Source organism: Candidatus Berkiella cookevillensis, assembly GCF_001431315.2.
Classification (GTDB): Bacteria; Pseudomonadota; Gammaproteobacteria; order Berkiellales; family Berkiellaceae; genus Berkiella_A; species Berkiella_A cookevillensis.
Map to the genome: position 1 here is coordinate 232,418 of NZ_LKHV02000001.1, position 15,536 is coordinate 247,953.

At 40.2% G+C, this 15,536-nt stretch carries 17 protein-coding genes; 2 read left to right on the forward strand and 15 right to left on the reverse strand.

Annotated features, from left to right (window positions below; all coding sequences use genetic code 11):
- Positions 1–62: 62 nt before the first annotated feature.
- The gene (locus CC99x_RS00970; protein WP_057623296.1) at positions 63–827 is read left to right on the forward strand and encodes a glucose 1-dehydrogenase; all 765 of its coding nucleotides are present in this window, start codon (positions 63–65) and stop codon (positions 825–827) included.
- A gap of 319 nt (positions 828–1,146) precedes the next feature.
- Here the strand turns inward: CC99x_RS00970 and CC99x_RS00975 are convergent, their stop codons facing one another.
- The 6 genes from CC99x_RS00975 to CC99x_RS01000 all read right to left on the reverse strand — a co-directional run bounded on the left by CC99x_RS00975 (position 1,147) and on the right by CC99x_RS01000 (position 6,117).
- On the reverse strand, positions 1,147–2,037 hold the full coding sequence (locus tag CC99x_RS00975; protein WP_057623298.1) for a hypothetical protein: 891 nt from the start codon (positions 2,035–2,037) through the stop codon (positions 1,147–1,149).
- Between the two features lie 176 nt (positions 2,038–2,213).
- The gene (locus CC99x_RS00980; protein WP_057623300.1) at positions 2,214–2,858 is read right to left on the reverse strand and encodes an SCO family protein; all 645 of its coding nucleotides are present in this window, start codon (positions 2,856–2,858) and stop codon (positions 2,214–2,216) included.
- A 4-nt stretch (positions 2,859–2,862) separates the two neighbouring features.
- Positions 2,863–3,768 carry a heme o synthase gene (cyoE, locus tag CC99x_RS00985; protein ID WP_235528046.1) on the reverse strand — a complete coding sequence of 302 codons (906 nt, stop codon included), beginning with the start codon at positions 3,766–3,768 and terminating at the stop codon, positions 2,863–2,865.
- Between the two features lies 1 nt (position 3,769).
- On the reverse strand, positions 3,770–4,786 hold the full coding sequence (locus tag CC99x_RS00990; RefSeq protein WP_057623304.1) for a COX15/CtaA family protein: 1,017 nt from the start codon (positions 4,784–4,786) through the stop codon (positions 3,770–3,772).
- Positions 4,787–4,828: 42 nt separating this feature from the next.
- Positions 4,829–5,452: a redox-active disulfide-containing membrane protein gene (locus tag CC99x_RS00995; protein WP_057623306.1), complete on the reverse strand. Its 624-nt coding sequence runs from the start codon at positions 5,450–5,452 to the stop codon at positions 4,829–4,831.
- Entirely contained in the window at positions 5,449–6,117 is a 669-nt protein-coding gene (locus tag CC99x_RS01000) for an SURF1 family protein (RefSeq protein ID WP_057623308.1), read from the reverse strand. Before CC99x_RS01000 ends, CC99x_RS00995 begins: the two co-directional genes overlap by 4 nt.
- A gap of 69 nt (positions 6,118–6,186) precedes the next feature.
- Between CC99x_RS01000 and CC99x_RS13015 the strand changes: the two genes are divergently transcribed.
- Positions 6,187–6,516, forward strand: a complete 330-nt coding sequence (locus CC99x_RS13015) for a DUF2909 domain-containing protein (RefSeq protein ID WP_077065334.1) — start codon at positions 6,187–6,189, stop codon at positions 6,514–6,516.
- On the opposite strand, the gene CC99x_RS01005 is transcribed toward CC99x_RS13015, so the two are convergent.
- The 9 genes from CC99x_RS01005 to CC99x_RS01045 form a co-directional block, all read right to left on the reverse strand.
- On the reverse strand, positions 6,401–7,282 hold the full coding sequence (locus tag CC99x_RS01005) for a cytochrome c oxidase subunit 3 (protein ID WP_057623309.1): 882 nt from the start codon (positions 7,280–7,282) through the stop codon (positions 6,401–6,403). The two genes, CC99x_RS13015 and CC99x_RS01005, sit on opposite strands and share 116 nt — an antisense overlap.
- On the reverse strand, positions 7,269–7,811 hold the full coding sequence (locus CC99x_RS01010) for a cytochrome c oxidase assembly protein (RefSeq protein ID WP_057623311.1): 543 nt from the start codon (positions 7,809–7,811) through the stop codon (positions 7,269–7,271). The genes CC99x_RS01005 and CC99x_RS01010 overlap by 14 nt, the downstream gene beginning before the upstream one ends.
- A gap of 7 nt (positions 7,812–7,818) precedes the next feature.
- Entirely contained in the window at positions 7,819–9,417 is a 1,599-nt protein-coding gene (ctaD, locus tag CC99x_RS01015; RefSeq protein WP_057623314.1) for a cytochrome c oxidase subunit I, read from the reverse strand.
- A 114-nt stretch (positions 9,418–9,531) separates the two neighbouring features.
- Complete coding sequence (gene coxB, locus CC99x_RS01020; protein WP_057623316.1) at positions 9,532–10,674, reverse strand: cytochrome c oxidase subunit II; 1,143 nt, start codon at positions 10,672–10,674, stop codon at positions 9,532–9,534.
- 293 nt (positions 10,675–10,967) lie between these two features.
- Entirely contained in the window at positions 10,968–11,777 is an 810-nt protein-coding gene (locus CC99x_RS01025; protein ID WP_057623318.1) for a symmetrical bis(5'-nucleosyl)-tetraphosphatase, read from the reverse strand.
- 3 nt (positions 11,778–11,780) lie between these two features.
- Complete coding sequence (gene apaG / locus CC99x_RS01030; RefSeq protein WP_057623320.1) at positions 11,781–12,158, reverse strand: Co2+/Mg2+ efflux facilitator ApaG/CorD; 378 nt, start codon at positions 12,156–12,158, stop codon at positions 11,781–11,783.
- 282 nt (positions 12,159–12,440) lie between these two features.
- Complete coding sequence (rsmA, locus tag CC99x_RS01035) at positions 12,441–13,214, reverse strand: 16S rRNA (adenine(1518)-N(6)/adenine(1519)-N(6))-dimethyltransferase RsmA (protein ID WP_057623322.1); 774 nt, start codon at positions 13,212–13,214, stop codon at positions 12,441–12,443.
- Between the two features lie 5 nt (positions 13,215–13,219).
- Positions 13,220–14,206 carry a 4-hydroxythreonine-4-phosphate dehydrogenase PdxA gene (gene pdxA / locus CC99x_RS01040; RefSeq protein WP_057623324.1) on the reverse strand — a complete coding sequence of 329 codons (987 nt, stop codon included), beginning with the start codon at positions 14,204–14,206 and terminating at the stop codon, positions 13,220–13,222.
- Between the two features lie 6 nt (positions 14,207–14,212).
- Complete coding sequence (locus CC99x_RS01045) at positions 14,213–15,493, reverse strand: peptidylprolyl isomerase (protein ID WP_057623326.1); 1,281 nt, start codon at positions 15,491–15,493, stop codon at positions 14,213–14,215.
- Positions 15,494–15,536: the final 43 nt, after the last annotated feature.

Consider the following 15,536-nt stretch of genomic DNA (forward strand, 5'->3'; position numbering starts at 1 on the left):
CTATGAAAGTGCTACGCTTACTAGACAGACCCTCTTTCTTTGGCGAGGCGTATAGAACTTTTATGGCCGAACAAGAAATGAAAAATCGTGTCATTTTTATCACTGGTGGTAATTCAGGCATCGGTTTGGAAACTGCTTTGCGTTTTGCAGAGGAGGGTGCGCATATTGCAATTTTTTCCAGACGAGAAAAACAAAATATGATTGCGCGTAATCAAATCATACCCTATGGGGTAGAATGTTTAACTTTTAGTGGTAATGTAACGAGAGAAGGTGAAGTAAAACTAGCTATTCAAAAAACCGTTGATAAGTTAGGACGTTTAGATTATGCCTTTAATAATGCGGGCTTAGAACAATTTCCCACTCCTATTTTTCAGCAATCAGAAAAAGAATTTCAAACCATTATGGATGTAAACTTAAAAGGTGTTTGGTTGTGCATGAAGCATGAGCTACCTTATATTGTGCAATCCGGTGGTGGTGTTATTGTCAATAATGCATCAGTGACAGGTATTGTTGCGACGGATATGGTTGCCGCTTTTGTTGCTGCCAAGCATGGTGTTGTGGGCTTGAGCAAAGCGGCTGCTTTGGAATATATTGCTGCCAATGTGAGAGTGAATGCAATATGCCCAGCGGGCGTTGAAACTCCTATGTTGGATAGACTCTTGGTAAAAAATCCTGATGCTAGAAAAGAGATCGATGCTTATCATCCCATAGGGCGATGTGCAACAGCGCGTGAAATTGCAGAAGCGGTATATTGGCTCTGTTCGCCTAAGTCGAGCTTTATCACGGGGCATGCTTTGGTGATTGATGGTGGTGCTTCTATCCGCTGATACCCTTCCTATTTTGACCTTATGCGTCGTTGGCTGCGATATCTCATTGCAGTCATGTATTGTTCATACACTCCTGCAATTCGAGTCTTGCCTGCCTTGCTTAAGGCCAAACTAGTTTGAGTATCTGATTTTTACAGTTTGGTTTAAGGCGTTGTTGCTTTCGCTCATTTGCAATCTTCATTTACTTGTGTCTTTATGACGTGTATTCCATACGCTTTGTGGTAGCGACCGGCCCTGAGTGCTCTCAACGCATTAGGAATTTGTCGTTGCGAGCAAAAGACGCAGGGAAAAGGTGAAATAAAGAATTTTCTCTGATCAATTATATATTTCTTAAACTATGCTGCTTAGCCTCTACCACTTGTTCAGCATGCTCAAGTATCTTTGCTTCTTCAAGCAATAAATCATACATTAATACAAGCGTAGCTTGATCAGGAATATGTGCATCTTCAACGAGGTTAAACTCATAAATAGCTTTATTTCTATCTTGTTCAGCAGGCTCTAATTGCATAGCTTTTTGTTGTAAGGCACGCTGCATGTGTTTTAATTCTCGATAAAAATCACGAGGAGCAATCGCTGCCTGTGCTATCTCTTCTATGGTATGCTCTACAGCGGGCAGAGGATTATGCCTATGTGTGTAGGCACCATCAACTTTACCATTATAGTGCGTCAAGATAATAGAATCTTTGCGGTGTTTAAAGTGTTGCATAAATTCGTGTGAAACATGGGCATCAAAATGATTGTTATTTGAGTGTTTGATCGTCAATCTTGGTCCTGGTTGTGGCCCTAGAATATCATAATGATCTTCAACACCATGATCTGTTTCTAGATCTAAATTAAAACCGAATTGATCGCATAACCATGTAAGTGCAGTAGACGTTTCGCAAATATGTCTGCGCATGGGGAGTTGTTCTAAAGCATCTTTTAATGCAATGCCGTTGTGGGTATGTTCATACCAAACACGTAACACAGGACTGATGAGCAATTCTATATCACGAACACTATTGCAATATTGATTGAGCCAACGCTTTAAATTTTCAATGGTTGTGGGCTTAAAATTAGGGTGAAAAGATGCAAAGTGCTGAAGAAAAGCATCAAAGCCTTCCTTTTTTTCATCTAATGCCAAAGTATCATTGAATAAAGCTTCATACAATGAGACAGATATAGTATGAAATAAGCAGGTTCCATCACCTGTGTTCTTTAGTAAGGGCATAAAATTCTCAATATTGCTTGTTAGCGTATTAACACTATAAGGGCACTTTTGAGAATTTAAATGAGAATGAGATAGTAGGCTTAATATTTAGGATGAGTGGCGATGCTCTCTTTTTATTTTTTTAGGCATTGTTGTTTTCGCACACTCATAATTCTCATGTGATTTTTATTCAAAGTCTAACTTCGTGCATAAACACTCATCAAGTCTTTAAAATCATGTGCAATGCGATGTGGGTTCTCTGCTGTTGTGAAGAGGGCAGAGAGTTCACCTTTGGGATTAACCAGCAAGATAGTACCGCTATGGCCAATATGTTCTATATTAATCCCTGTTTCATCAGCAATATAAATGCCTAATTGATTGGCAAGCGCTACAATATTTTTGTTTTCACCTGTTAAGCCAATAAACCGAGTTAGTTTGAATTGATCTTGCGCAAAAAAGGTTTTTAACTTTTCTGGGGTATCGATTTCGGGTGTAATAGAAACAAATAAATATTGCACCATTGGATTAGGGCCAACTCGTTGTGACACATTATTGAGTGCACCTAAGATTCTGGGACATTGTTCTGGGCATTGGGTATAGCCGAAGAATACAAAACTCCAATGATCTTTTAATTGCGCATTGTTAAAAGCGTGATTATCTTGGTCAATAAATTCAAAAGGGGGGAGTGCTTTGCTTTCAGGTAAGGCCGTGCCTGTGAGGAGCTGGGTTTCTTTGGGCGTAGTAGATACTTTATTGTTATGGCGTATGTGTGATTCGCGCCACATACCAATGCCAATGGCAAGTGTAATGACGATGGTAATGAAAATAGTATGTTTCTTCATTGGATTATCCTAAGCTTCTCATAAAATAGATTAAGTAATGTTCTATCAGCAAAATGATAAACAGCGCAAATAAATACACAATCGAGTACTGAAACAAACACCATGCAATGATAGCTTCGGAACTTGTAAACACTTTATAGGCGTAATATAAGAATCCGGCATTAAGGCCAATCATACAAACGGTATAGGTTGTGCCTGCTAAATGAAGTACAGGCAGTAAAAAGGTGACAAGGACAAGTAAAAAAGTGTATAGCAAAATGGATAATTTCGTGAAAGCGACACCATGCGTAATAGGCAGCATGGGGAGCTTGGCATTTTCGTAATCTTTAATTCTAAATAAGGCAAGCGCCCAGAAATGAGGGGGTGTCCACGTGAAGATAATTAAAGCCAGCATTAAGCCTAGTGCTTCGACTTGCCCTGTGATTGCAGTTTGCCCTAAGAGTGGTGGCAATGCCCCTGTTATGCCACCAATCACAATATTTTGTGGCGTTGCTTTTTTGAGGTACATCGTATAGATGAAAGCATATCCTATTAAACTTCCTAAGGTTAACCAAGCCGTTAAACTGTTCACATATAAGATGAGAATGGCTAGTCCAAGAACGGCAAGTACAAAAGAAAAGCGCATGGCTTGGTAGACGGTTACTTTACCAACCACTAGGGGTCGATACTGTGTTCGTTGCATTTTTTCATCGATATGGCGATCGACCAGATGGTTAATCGCTGCTGCGCTGCCTGCGCATAATGCAATACCGATGGATGCACAGAGAATGGTTTTAAATGGGAAAACATTTGGTGCACAGGCGAGTAACATACCAACCCAAGCTGTGATCATCATTAAAGCGACTACTTTGGCTTTGCACAGCGTTAAATAGTCTCGCCAAGGAAATTTGCTTAGTACCGCTGTGTTCATGTTATCTCCGAGCATGATAAAGCGTGAAATTGATAGTGATTAAAGTAATCAGTAGTAAAGCAGCAACGCCGTTATGTAAGACAGCAATGCTGATCGGCAACAAGGCCAATACATTAGTAATACCCAATGATACTTGGGTGATTAATAAAATAAATAGAACCAAAGCTAAGCGCTTTAACCAGCGTTTTGCCCGAGGATCGTAGGTTGTGGCGCTTTGCTTATAGATACAAAAAGAAAGTGAGGTTAATAGTATAAATGTAATGAGTGCACCCAAACGATGGAACATCTGTATGGCCATTCTGGCGTCTAAGCTCAGATTATCTGGCACTCGATGCAGATCCCAAAAAGGAAAGGCGCTGGCAAGGGAGGTTTCTGGCATCCAGCTACCTTGGCAAGACGGAAAATCTGGACAGATAAGCGCTGAGTAGTTTGTGCTCACCCAACCCCCTAAAATGATTTGTAAGATTAAAATGAAGAGTGAAACAAGACTCAGTATACTCAGCCCAGAATTAAAAAATAAAAAAGGTGCCGGTTTTTTGCGCATGTAGAGCCAACAGATCCACAATAATGAAAGCGTTGAAAAGCCACCTAATAAATGCAGAAGTACAATGCTTGGATTGAGGCGCATGGTCACCGTATACATGCCTAGCAGTGCTTGGCATGTAACAAGACCGATTAGGATAAAGGGTAATATAATAGGAAGTGGAATCATTTTCCTTGCTCTAAAAGAGAGAAAACCAACAGCCAAGATCAATAACCCTAAAGTACCGGCAAAATAACGATGCAGCATTTCTGTTTGTGCTTTATGTACTTCAACGGTTAGATGAGGAAAGGCACTGTTTGCTTTCGAAAGCGCAGCTTCACTGTTCGGCGCAATGAGTTGTCCATAGCAGCCCGGCCAATCGGGGCAGCCCAAACCGGCATCTTTTAGTCGTGTATAAGCGCCAAGCAGGATAACAACTAAACTCAAAATAAGGCTGATTTGTAAGAGTCGATTTAGCCAGAATGCATCGTTCATATTATTTTTATTTTTCCTACACTACTACACTGCCGCTATTTTCTACCCAATTTGAGAAACTTTGAGTAATCGCTTGAGGTCTTTTAAAATATATTGATGATTGATTTCCCCTGAATATCGCATCATCACAAAGCCACGTGGATCAGAAATATAGATCTCACCCACACGTTCTCTATCCAATTGCTCAGTGACGCCATCGAAAAAAGTATTAAAAGCTTTGCTATCCATATGTGCTTGCTTCATGGTTGGATAGTGTTCAAGGACGTAGTTTTCACAAGCTTGTACTTGGCAATCGGGTAAGCTTACAAATAAGGTAGAGACACGTTCACTGTCTTTACCTAGGGCTGTAATCATTTGCTTAATGTTATATAAGTTATCATGGCATTCTTGTTGGCATCTATTAGGGCTTACATACCATATCCACCAGCTACCTTTTAATTCACTGCCTAAGAATTGGGCTTCATTACTTGGATCTACCAGCGCTATATTTTTGATATCTCTGGCGGGGCGAATCAATTCACCGTGATTAACCAATTTAAATTCACGCACATCTTTACTTTGGTAGTAGTACCAAGCGAGTCCAAAAGGAACAATAAACAACAGAGCCAGGAGCAGCACAGTCCATGAAGACGGTTTGCGTGCAGACGGAGTTGTTGAGGTATTCATAGTTTTTTGGATCTCCAAAAAGTGATTAAAGTAAGCAACAATAATAGACCAGCTAAACTATACCACTGAAAAGCATAGCCAAAGTGTCGCTCTGGGCTAAGCCATTCGCCACTTTGAGGGATTGCTGAAAATATTCCTTCAGAGGGTGCTTCCAGCATCACAATGGCTGGTAGCACCGAAGTATTTAAAAGTTTATTAAACAACTCAAAATCTAGTGTTTGTATTCTTAAAGGCCAATGTATATCTGGCGTTTCTATAGCACTAGAAATGAGAGGGTTAACATATCCTTTTTCTATCCGGCCTTCAATTGTAAACACACCTTCTAAATGAAGAATCTCTGGTAGTGTTTGGCGTGATGTTCCCAGTGGAACCCATCCTCTATTGACGAGTATAAAAGTCTGCGGGTTGATTTCAAAAGGTGTAAGGACATGATAGCCTATTCTGCCATTATATGTTTGGTTATCTAACAGAAAGTTTTTTTCATTAAGAAAGCTGCCTTCTAGTTGTATTTTTCGATAGCGAATCCTATCAATGGTATTGTTTGCTAAGGTAGCTTCTGTAATAAATCCAGAATGCGAGGCATTATTTTGAGCCGCAATGAGTTGCTGTTTTTGATAACCACGCTTAAGCTGCCATGTACCTAAGACGCATAAGAATGTAGTCATGGCTAAAATGATGAATGCCAGTACTACAGACCGAAGCGACCATGATGAAATTTTAAAATAAGTTGGCAGATGAACACGCATTTCATTTTTCAGATATTAATTTATTTGTTTTTACTGAGTATCGCGATTACTTTGGTTACAGGATTATATTACATCGTTAATCCATCTAAGAGGCCTGAACGGGTAGCACAAGCACTCACTACCCGTATTAGTATGTCAATAGGCTTATTATTGATTATTAGCTTTGCTATTTTCATGGGCTGGTTTCAGCCCATGAGTTTGCTTACGATGCCCAAGGTCCCGTTGGAATCAAATATACAAACACAAAGAGACCTAACCAAACAAAATCTACAAAATGCCAGTACCAGGCCACAGCTTCAAAACCAAAATGATGCTTAGGACTAAAATGACCCTTGCGACTTCTTAAGAAGATAATGATTAACATAATGGTGCCGATGGTCACATGTGCGCCATGAAAACCTGTCAACATAAAGAAGGTTGAGCCATATATACCAGACGCAAGCGTAAGGTGTAAATCTTCGTATGCTTCAACATATTCAATGGCTTGGCATGCTATAAATGCTATCCCTAAAGCAATGGTTAAAAACAAACCTAATGTTAAATGGCCACGTTTGTTTTTTAGTAACCCCCAATGCGCCCATGTAAGTGTTGCGCCACTGGTGAGTAAAAGTGCGGTATTAATAAAGGGTAAAGGCCACCATCCCATTGGGTGCTTAGGGCCAGTAAATAGTTTTGGATCAGGATTATTTAAAAGAGGCCAATGTTGCTGGAAATTTGGCCATATTTGTTGATGTGTTTCTCCAGAAGATAACCACGGAATGGCTAGTTGTGTTGCATAAAACAAGGCGCCAAAAAAGGCACCAAAGAACATGACCTCAGAGAAAATAAACCAGATCATGCCCCAGCGGTATGATTTATCCATTTGTGCGTTATGAAGTCCAGTTAAACTTTCTTTTACAACGTCACTAAACCAGCCATACATTGTCCACGCAATCATGAGTGAACCCAAGAGAAAAAAATAATGACCAAATGTATTATCATGTAATAAATTTGCTATCCCTATAAACATTAACGCAAGGCCAATTGATGTCTTAATAGGCCAAGCGCTCCCTTCTGGGACATAATATTGATCAGCCTCTTTCATTCTTTTCCTCTTTGTCGGTAATATCAAATAAAGTATATGCCAAGCTCAATTGATTAATTTTATGAGACAAGGCCGGATCAATTGTAAACTTTAAGCTTAATTCAACTTCTTCATTTGCCGCTAAATATTGTTTTTGAAAGCAAAAGCATTCAATCTTTTTGATGTGGTTGGCAGCAATATTAGGGCTTACGCTGGGAATTGCCTGGACAACCATTGGACGACTGGTTAGATTTTTAACTCTAAAATGTGTTTGAACATATTCACCAGGATGGAGCGTAAATTTCTTATCGCCTGGTTCAAATTCTGCTGCTGTATTTTGATTTGTCATGCTGAGCAATTCAATCGTTACATTTCTGTTTTGATCAACGGTGCGAATCAACGGCTGCGGTTTATCAGTAGTCTTACCGTTTAAGCCTGTGACTTGGCAAAATACATTGTATAAAGGAACCAATGCATAGCAAAAAGCAAACATGGCGATCACTGCGAACGCCATGATGATAAGATGCTTGCGTAATTTTTTTGTTATCATAAAGCTGCTATTTCACTACAGGTGGTGTTGTAAAAGTATGGTAGGGTGCAGGAGAAGGCAGTGTCCATTCTAGACCATGTGCATTTTCCCATACTTGATCCGTTGCCTTTTTGCCGTTGCGAATAGTTTTGATAACGATGTATAAGAAGAATACTTGACTTGCTCCAAATACAAAGGCACCAATGCTTGCAATTTGGTTAAAGTTTGCAAATTGCAAAGCATAATCTGGGATTCTACGAGGCATGCCTGCTAACCCTAAGAAATGCATTGGGAAGAAAGTTACATTCATTGAAATGACAGACAACCAAAAGTGGGTTTTGCCTAATATTTCGCTGTAGTAGTGGCCAGTCCATTTAGGGAGCCAGTAGTAGACTGCGGCGAAAATAGAGAATAGGGCGCCTGGCACAAGGACATAATGGAAATGTGCCACTACAAAGTAAGTATCATGATATTGGAAATCTGCTGGCGTAATCGAGAGCATCATCCCTGAGAACCCGCCTAATGTGAATAAGAAAATAAAGGCAAGTGCAAAGAGCATGGGAGTTTCAAAAGAAAGAGAGCCTCGATACATGGTTGCTGCCCAGTTAAATACTTTTACACCTGTTGGTACAGCAATGAGCATAGTCGCATACATAAAGAATAATTCACCTGCCAAAGGCATACCAACGGTGAACATATGATGGGCCCATACTGTAAAGGAAAGTAATGCAATAGCACATGTTGCATAGACCATTGAAGCATAACCGAATAAAGGTTTTCGACTGAAGGTTGGTAATATTTGAGAAATAATACCAAAAGCAGGCAAAATCATAATATATACTTCTGGGTGACCAAAGAACCAGAAAATATGTTGGAACATGATGGGATCACCACCACCGCCTGCACTGAAGAAACTGGTGCCAAAATGCCTGTCGGTTAACATCATGGTCACAGCGCCGGCTAATACTGGCATAACGGCAATGAGCAAGAAAGCCGTAATTAACCAAGTCCAGCAGAAAATAGGCATTTTCATGAGTGTCATACCTGGTGCACGCATATTTAAAATGGTAGCAATAACATTAATCGCACCCATGATCGATGAAATACCCATCATATGTATAGCAAAGATAAAGAAATCGGTACTGGGAGGGCCGTATTCTGTTGATAAGGGCGCATAAAAAGTCCAACCAAAATTGGGGGCAGAACCTTCCATAAATAAAGTGCTGAGTAACATGCTGAAAGCAAAAGGCAGAATCCAAAAGCTCCAGTTGTTTAAGCGTGGGAGCGCCATATCTGGGGCACCTAACATGATGGGGAGTAGCCAATTTGCCAAACCTACAAAAGCGGGCATGATGGCACCGAATACCATGATTAAACCATGCAAAGTGGTAAGCTGATTAAAAAATTCAGGATTTACCAATTGCATACCGGGTTTAAAAAGCTCCATCCGAATCAATAAAGCAAGTACACCACCAATTAAGAAGCTTGCAAAACTGAGCCACAAATAGAGTGTACCGATGTCTTTATGATTTGTTGTTAAAACCCATCGCATTAGGCCTTTTCGGGGGCCATGATGATGATCATGATCATCTTTAGTATGTAGGTGGGATGCCGTGCTCGCACTCATCGTCGTTCCTTCTCTTTAATGCTAATTAATATGCAATCGCAAGACTATGTGCATTGCTCCCTCTTTGTTTAAAAGTTGGGGCAATGCACGTAAAATTCATCTGAGAATTTGACCTTAGCCTTTTTGTCTTTGTTCTTTGACTTCCTGTGGTTGAACCATTTCTTTGGTTTCGTGTCCCCAGGCATTACGTTCATAGGTAATGATGGCAGCAATTTGCACATCTGATAATTGCTCGCCAAATGCAGGCATTGCATTTTTACCATAAAGAACGTTTCTAATATGGTGTATCCGCTGATCTTTTGTTCTAACAATCGGACTATCCACCAGCGATGGGAAGGTGGGGGGAAGACCTTTACCACTGGCTTGGTGGCACATTGCACAAACCATGTTGTATTCCTTTTCACCTTTGACCATTAATTCGTCATAACTCCATTCTTTATCTTCATCTGCAGATGCTGCGGCTTGTTTTTGCTTTTGTTCTTCAAGCCATTTGACATATTCATCATAAGGTTTGGCTTCTACCACAATAGGCATGTAACCATGCTTTGCGCCACATAGTTCGGCGCATTGCCCTCTGTAAATACCCGGTTTATCAACATCAATTTGAGTCCAAATTTGTCTGATAAAACCTGGAATAGCATCTTTTTTTACCCCAAAGGCAGGAACCCACCAAGAGTGAATCACATCTTTAGAGCCAATGAGGAAACGAATTTTTTTACCAACTGGGACAACTAAATGATTATCTACCTCTAACAAATAGTGCTCGCCCTTCGGTACGAGGTTATATACTTGATCATCGGGGGTCGTTAATCGGCTAAAGAAACTAATATCTTCGTCTAGATAATCATAGTGCCAATACCAGCGGTAGCCTGTCACTTTAATGGTAAGATCAGAGTCAGACACATCTTCCATGTCAAAGAGTGTTGATGTGGCAGGTATCGCCATAGCAATCAAGATAAAGAAGGGAATGATGGTCCAGATAATTTCTACTGTGGTGCTTTCATGGAATTCTGCGGCTTTGTAGCCTCGTGATTTGCGATGGCGGATGATTGAATAGATCATAACGCTATATACCAGGATAGCAATGATGGTGCAGATCCAAAAAATGATCATATGCAAATCATAAATGCGCGCGCTTACGGATGATACACCTTGGGTCATATTCAAGGTGTAGTCAGCCCAGGTGCTACTGGAAAAGCCAAACGATAAAACTGCGCCCAAAAATACTTTTAAGGATTTCGTCCAAGTTAAGGACATGCCACGTTACTCCATTAGTGATGAATGCGCCTACAGCCATTATTATGACTGACTACAAGATTGATGCGCGTACTTTACCTTGCTTTAGGTCAAATCGGAATAGGCTATCATGAACTGGCGACTCTTTTAAGAGCTACGATAAAATCCAATCTACTAACTATTTCTGTTTGCCTTGCGATATGAATGCACCCACACAATCAGAGTGGAAAGTATACCAGCTAATCACATGCTGAATAGTATTCATGTTTTTTAAGAGTGAGGGATAATTTGAATGTAATCTAGCTATACATTACTTATAAAGTGCATTCCACAGAAATCTTTTCTTTGCTTTCCAAACAGAAAGCAGTAAGCGCATTGCCCCATACACAACCAGAATCTAGCGCATAGATATTGTTAACGGGACATTGGCCTTGTAAGGCAGCCCAATGTCCAAAGAGTATTTTTTCTTGAATGGGAATGCGTTGTGGCAAAGAGAACCAAGGCAGGAGTGAGGATAAAGGACTCATGCTAGATTCTTTGAGAGAAAAATCTAAGCCCCCGTTTGTATCACAAAATCGCATGCGCGTGAAAGCATTAATGATAAAACGAATTCTGTCCCACCCGGTCAGATCTTCATACCAGTAGGAAGGTTCATTACCATACATGTGCGCTAAAAGCGCAATTAGATTATTTTGTAAACAATCTTCAACTTCTCGTGCACAAGCTTTGGCTCTATTTAAATCCCATAGTGGATAAACACCGGCATGACACAAAATATAGCCTTGTGTTTCATCATGAAAAAGTAAAGGCTTTTTGCTTAGCCATTCGATTAATTCCTTTGCATTGGGTGCCTTGAGTATTTCTGCATAGGTATCCCCTGGTTTAGGTTGGATGATGTCGTAATAGGCAGCTAAGAGGGTGAGATCATGGTTGCCTAATACACAAACGGTATTTTCAGGTAAGGATTTTATGAATTCTAAAGTTGCAAGTGATTCATTGCCCCTATTAATGAGATCGCCTGTAAACCAAAGCCTATCGTGTTGGGGGTGATAATTAATTTTTGCGAGTAATTGCATGAGTGGAGAAAGACAGCCTTGTACGTCTCCAATTGCATAGGTTGCCATATTTTAATGCACAAGTTCTGGCATAGCGAGACGAAAAGGCTGGATGATTGCATCAAAAGTGACGCCATCTTCTGTGATCATCTCATAGCTGCCTTGCATGGTGCCAACGGGGGTTGAGAGCAAGGTGCCACTGGTATAGCGAAAGAAGCGCCCAGGTTGTATGAGAGGTTGTTCGCCAATAACGCCTTTACCATGTACTTCTTGTACTTTGCCATTTGCATCCGTGATAATCCAATGTCTAGTAAGTAATCTTGCTGGGACATTACCACGATTGCTGATCGTGATTGTGTAGCTAAATGCAAAGCGTGCTTGGCTTGCATCAGAATGTTCTGATAGAAACTCTGCAAGTGCAGTAACTTGGATGATATGAGAAGTTGGCATATGTGATGTAACTATATTGAATTTATTTTCCTCAGGATACGATTTAGGTTGCTCTTTTGCAACACGCTTTATTTATAGTATTTATCAGGACAGCCAAGATAAGTTAATTGTCTTATATTTTTTAGATTAAATGATTGTTTACGAATAGCGCTATTTAGCTATGATTTAGCTTCATGCGATCACCTAAGCAATCACCTAAGAATTCGTTGTCTTTGCTGTCGCTTCTTGTCTGGTATTTTATTGTCACTCTAATGAATATTGATGGTTGGGTAGCCTGAATATTTATAGAATTAGATTACTGATACGCACATAATCTTCGACAGAAAGTGTTTCTGCTCTTTGTTGTGGATCGATCTCTATGGCAATTAATTGAGATTTAGAGATAAACGCATGCAAGGCATTGCTGATGGTTTTACGGCGTTGCTGAAAAGCTGCATTTACAATATTTTTAAAAGCACTGTAATTAAGTGCAATATCATCGCGTTGATAAGGTGTTAATCTTACAACTGAAGAATTTACTTTAGGTGGTGGCGTGAAAGCACTGGGTGGAATGTGAAAAAGAGACTGTACTTTGCAGTGATATTGTACCATAACAGAGAGACGACCATAGGTTTTATCACCGGGGGGCGCTGCCATTCTGTCTACCACTTCTGTTTGTAATAAGAACAACATATCTTGGACATGGTCTTTGAATTCTAAAAAATGAAAAATAAGCGGAGTAGAAATATTGTAGGGCAAATTACCAAAAATTCTTATTTTTCTTTCGTCTCTAATCAGGTTGTTAAAATCAAAATCTAAAGCGCTTTGGCCATGAACCGTTAATTTATGTGTTTCAAAATTGAGTGTTAAATATTCAATAAAACGCTTGTCGATTTCCACTACGTGTAAATGATTGCAATGTGGCAGAACGACTTTGGTTAAAGCGCCCATGCCTGGTCCCACTTCTACAAGTAGATCGTTCTCTTGAGGTGCTAAAGCATTTAAGATCTTCTCAAGATAGTGAATATTGTTTAATAAATGTTGACCAAAATGTTTAAGGGGGCGATAAGAAGACATAAAAATTACTTAATAAGTTGATGAGTTAATTCAAGCGCACGCAATAGACTATTGGGGCGTGCTTTTCCGCTACCAGCCAAGGAAAGTGCTGTTCCGTGATCGACGGAAGTTCTTAAAAAAGGTAAGCCAAAAGTAATGTTGACCAGCTCTTCAAAATAAAGTGCTTTCATGGGAGTTAAGCCTTGATCGTGGTACATGGCAACATAGGCATCAAAATACTGGCGATTTTCCTGAGAGAAAGCAGTGTCAGCCGATAAAGGGCCGGTTAAAGCAAGACCTTGTTGTTTCAATTTTTCGATAACAGGCAGCATGAGATCTTGCTCTTCATGGCCGATATTGCCATTTTCACCTGCATGTGGGTTTAGACCTAAAATAGCGATATTGGGTTTAGCTTTTTGAAAATGGCTTTGCATGCCAGTGTGCAATTGTAAAATAACCTTTTCTAATCGCTGCGGCGTGATATGAGCAGCCACTTTATTCAAAGGGAGGTGCGTGGTTACGAGTGCCATTAAACAATCCGCACTATGAAAGACCATTAAGGTATCTTTGACTTGGCTGCATTGGCCTAAATATTCTGTGTGCCCTGAAAAAGGTTGACCGCTTTCATTTAACAGTGCTTTATGCACAGGTGCGGTAACCATGGCTTGAACCTTTTTTTCCAAACAGAGATCGGCTGCGCGTTTTAGCATCTCTAATACATAAGGTGCATTATGGATATTCAAGCTTCCAGCAACACAGTTATCGCGCAGTGAGATAGGGTAGATCGCAATGTGACCATTGCCGTTTGCCCTGCTAGCAGTGGTATTGTCTAGATTAGTTTTGTAAAAGCTAAGATCTAAGTTGAGTTGTGTTGCTCGAGCTTTCAATAAATCTTCATCGCCCATCAAGATAACTTCAATGGGCAGGCGATGAAAGGCTGCATGCAACGCAACATCAGGTCCAATACCGGCAGGTTCGCCGGTTGTAATGATAATTCGGGGGCAATCCTGCATGGATAATTACAAATACACTTTAACAAAGGCTTCATCGCGCAACTGGTTTTGCCAGGCTTGCAATTTTTCTTCAAATTTTCTTTGTTGTAGCATTTCTCGTGCTCTCATTTTGAGCGCGTTGTCACTGTCATTCACCGTCTTTTTATCTAAGACTTGTAAAATATGCCATCCGAAAGGACTTTGAAAAGGTTCACTGATTTCTGCGAGTGGCATGTTTTCCATGACTTTGCTGAATTCAGGCACTAATACATCTTTGGTAACCCAGCCGAGGTTTCCGCCTTTCATGCTAGAGGCTAAATCATTAGAATGGGTTTTAGCCAATGCTTCAAAATCATCGCCAGCTTGGATTTGCTGTTTGATAACGTTGAGTTTCGTTTTAGCTTCTTTATCAGAAACATAATCATTGGTTTGCACTAAAATATGGCGTACCTGATATTTGGTTACATGTATTATCGCGTCATTAGATTGACGTTTATCTAAGAGCTTAATGATATGAAATCCACTGGGGCTTTTTATGGGATTGGCCAATTCGCCTTGTTTTAAGCTTGGTACAATATTCACAAATAAGGTGGGTAGTTCACCTTGTTTGCGCCACCCTAAATCACCACCTTTAAGTGCCAGTTCGCCTCTGGAAGTTTTGAGTGCCAGATCGTGAAAGTCCGCGCCTTCTTTGAGTTTGGTCATGACATCTGTAGCGTTGCGTTCTGCTTCATCTAGCTCTTCGGGGGAAGGATTTTCTGACACGGGGATTAGGATATGTCCCAAATGGTATTCATAAGACATAGCACCCAAACCATTGGGGGCATTTAAAAATTGTTGTAATTCTTGATCAGAGATTTGAATACCTTGGTAAATATCACGTTGTTGCAGTTGCTGTATCGTAAGTTGGCGTCGAATGGTTTGGCGATATAGTTCGTATTCGATACCTTCTTCTTCTAATTTATGGCTAAATTCAGAGAGTGTTAAATGATTGTCTTTAGCAATGTTGCTAATGATTTGGCTTAACATAGGCTCATCGATTTGTATGCCAGAACGTTCAGCCATCTGTAATTGGATTTCTTGTAAAATAAGGTGTTCAAGTACTTGTTTGGTCAGTGCGGCTTGGTCTTGAGGATGTTGTCCTTGTGCCATTAAATTTTGATGAAATAATTTGACTTGCTTGGTGAGCTCGCTTTGCGTAATGATTTTGTCATTGACAACAGCCGCAACCTTATCCAATGGTGCGACAGACGCGGTGCTGGGTGTTGCAAAAGCAAGCATACAAAGAAGGCAAACAATCTTACGCATTTTTATGTCCTACAAAATAAAACCTGAAAATTATAATACAAAT

Bases quoted from the DNA above. Each gene is read 5' to 3' on its own strand.
- CC99x_RS00970 (WP_057623296.1), top strand. From the start codon at position 63: ATGGCCGAACAAGAAATGAAAAATCGTGTCATTTTTATCACTGGTGGT.
- CC99x_RS00975 (WP_057623298.1), bottom strand. From the start codon at position 2,037: ATGCCCTTACTAAAGAACACAGGTGATGGAACCTGCTTATTTCATACT.
- CC99x_RS00980 (WP_057623300.1), bottom strand. From the start codon at position 2,858: ATGAAGAAACATACTATTTTCATTACCATCGTCATTACACTTGCCATT.
- cyoE (WP_235528046.1), bottom strand. From the start codon at position 3,768: ATGAACACAGCGGTACTAAGCAAATTTCCTTGGCGAGACTATTTAACG.
- CC99x_RS00990 (WP_057623304.1), bottom strand. From the start codon at position 4,786: ATGAACGATGCATTCTGGCTAAATCGACTCTTACAAATCAGCCTTATT.
- CC99x_RS00995 (WP_057623306.1), bottom strand. From the start codon at position 5,452: ATGAATACCTCAACAACTCCGTCTGCACGCAAACCGTCTTCATGGACT.
- CC99x_RS01000 (WP_057623308.1), bottom strand. From the start codon at position 6,117: ATGACTACATTCTTATGCGTCTTAGGTACATGGCAGCTTAAGCGTGGT.
- CC99x_RS13015 (WP_077065334.1), top strand. From the start codon at position 6,187: ATGAACACGCATTTCATTTTTCAGATATTAATTTATTTGTTTTTACTG.
- CC99x_RS01005 (WP_057623309.1), bottom strand. From the start codon at position 7,282: ATGAAAGAGGCTGATCAATATTATGTCCCAGAAGGGAGCGCTTGGCCT.
- CC99x_RS01010 (WP_057623311.1), bottom strand. From the start codon at position 7,811: ATGATAACAAAAAAATTACGCAAGCATCTTATCATCATGGCGTTCGCA.
- ctaD (WP_057623314.1), bottom strand. From the start codon at position 9,417: ATGAGTGCGAGCACGGCATCCCACCTACATACTAAAGATGATCATGAT.
- coxB (WP_057623316.1), bottom strand. From the start codon at position 10,674: ATGTCCTTAACTTGGACGAAATCCTTAAAAGTATTTTTGGGCGCAGTT.
- CC99x_RS01025 (WP_057623318.1), bottom strand. From the start codon at position 11,777: ATGGCAACCTATGCAATTGGAGACGTACAAGGCTGTCTTTCTCCACTC.
- apaG (WP_057623320.1), bottom strand. From the start codon at position 12,158: ATGCCAACTTCTCATATCATCCAAGTTACTGCACTTGCAGAGTTTCTA.
- rsmA (WP_057623322.1), bottom strand. From the start codon at position 13,214: ATGTCTTCTTATCGCCCCCTTAAACATTTTGGTCAACATTTATTAAAC.
- pdxA (WP_057623324.1), bottom strand. From the start codon at position 14,206: ATGCAGGATTGCCCCCGAATTATCATTACAACCGGCGAACCTGCCGGT.
- CC99x_RS01045 (WP_057623326.1), bottom strand. From the start codon at position 15,493: ATGCGTAAGATTGTTTGCCTTCTTTGTATGCTTGCTTTTGCAACACCC.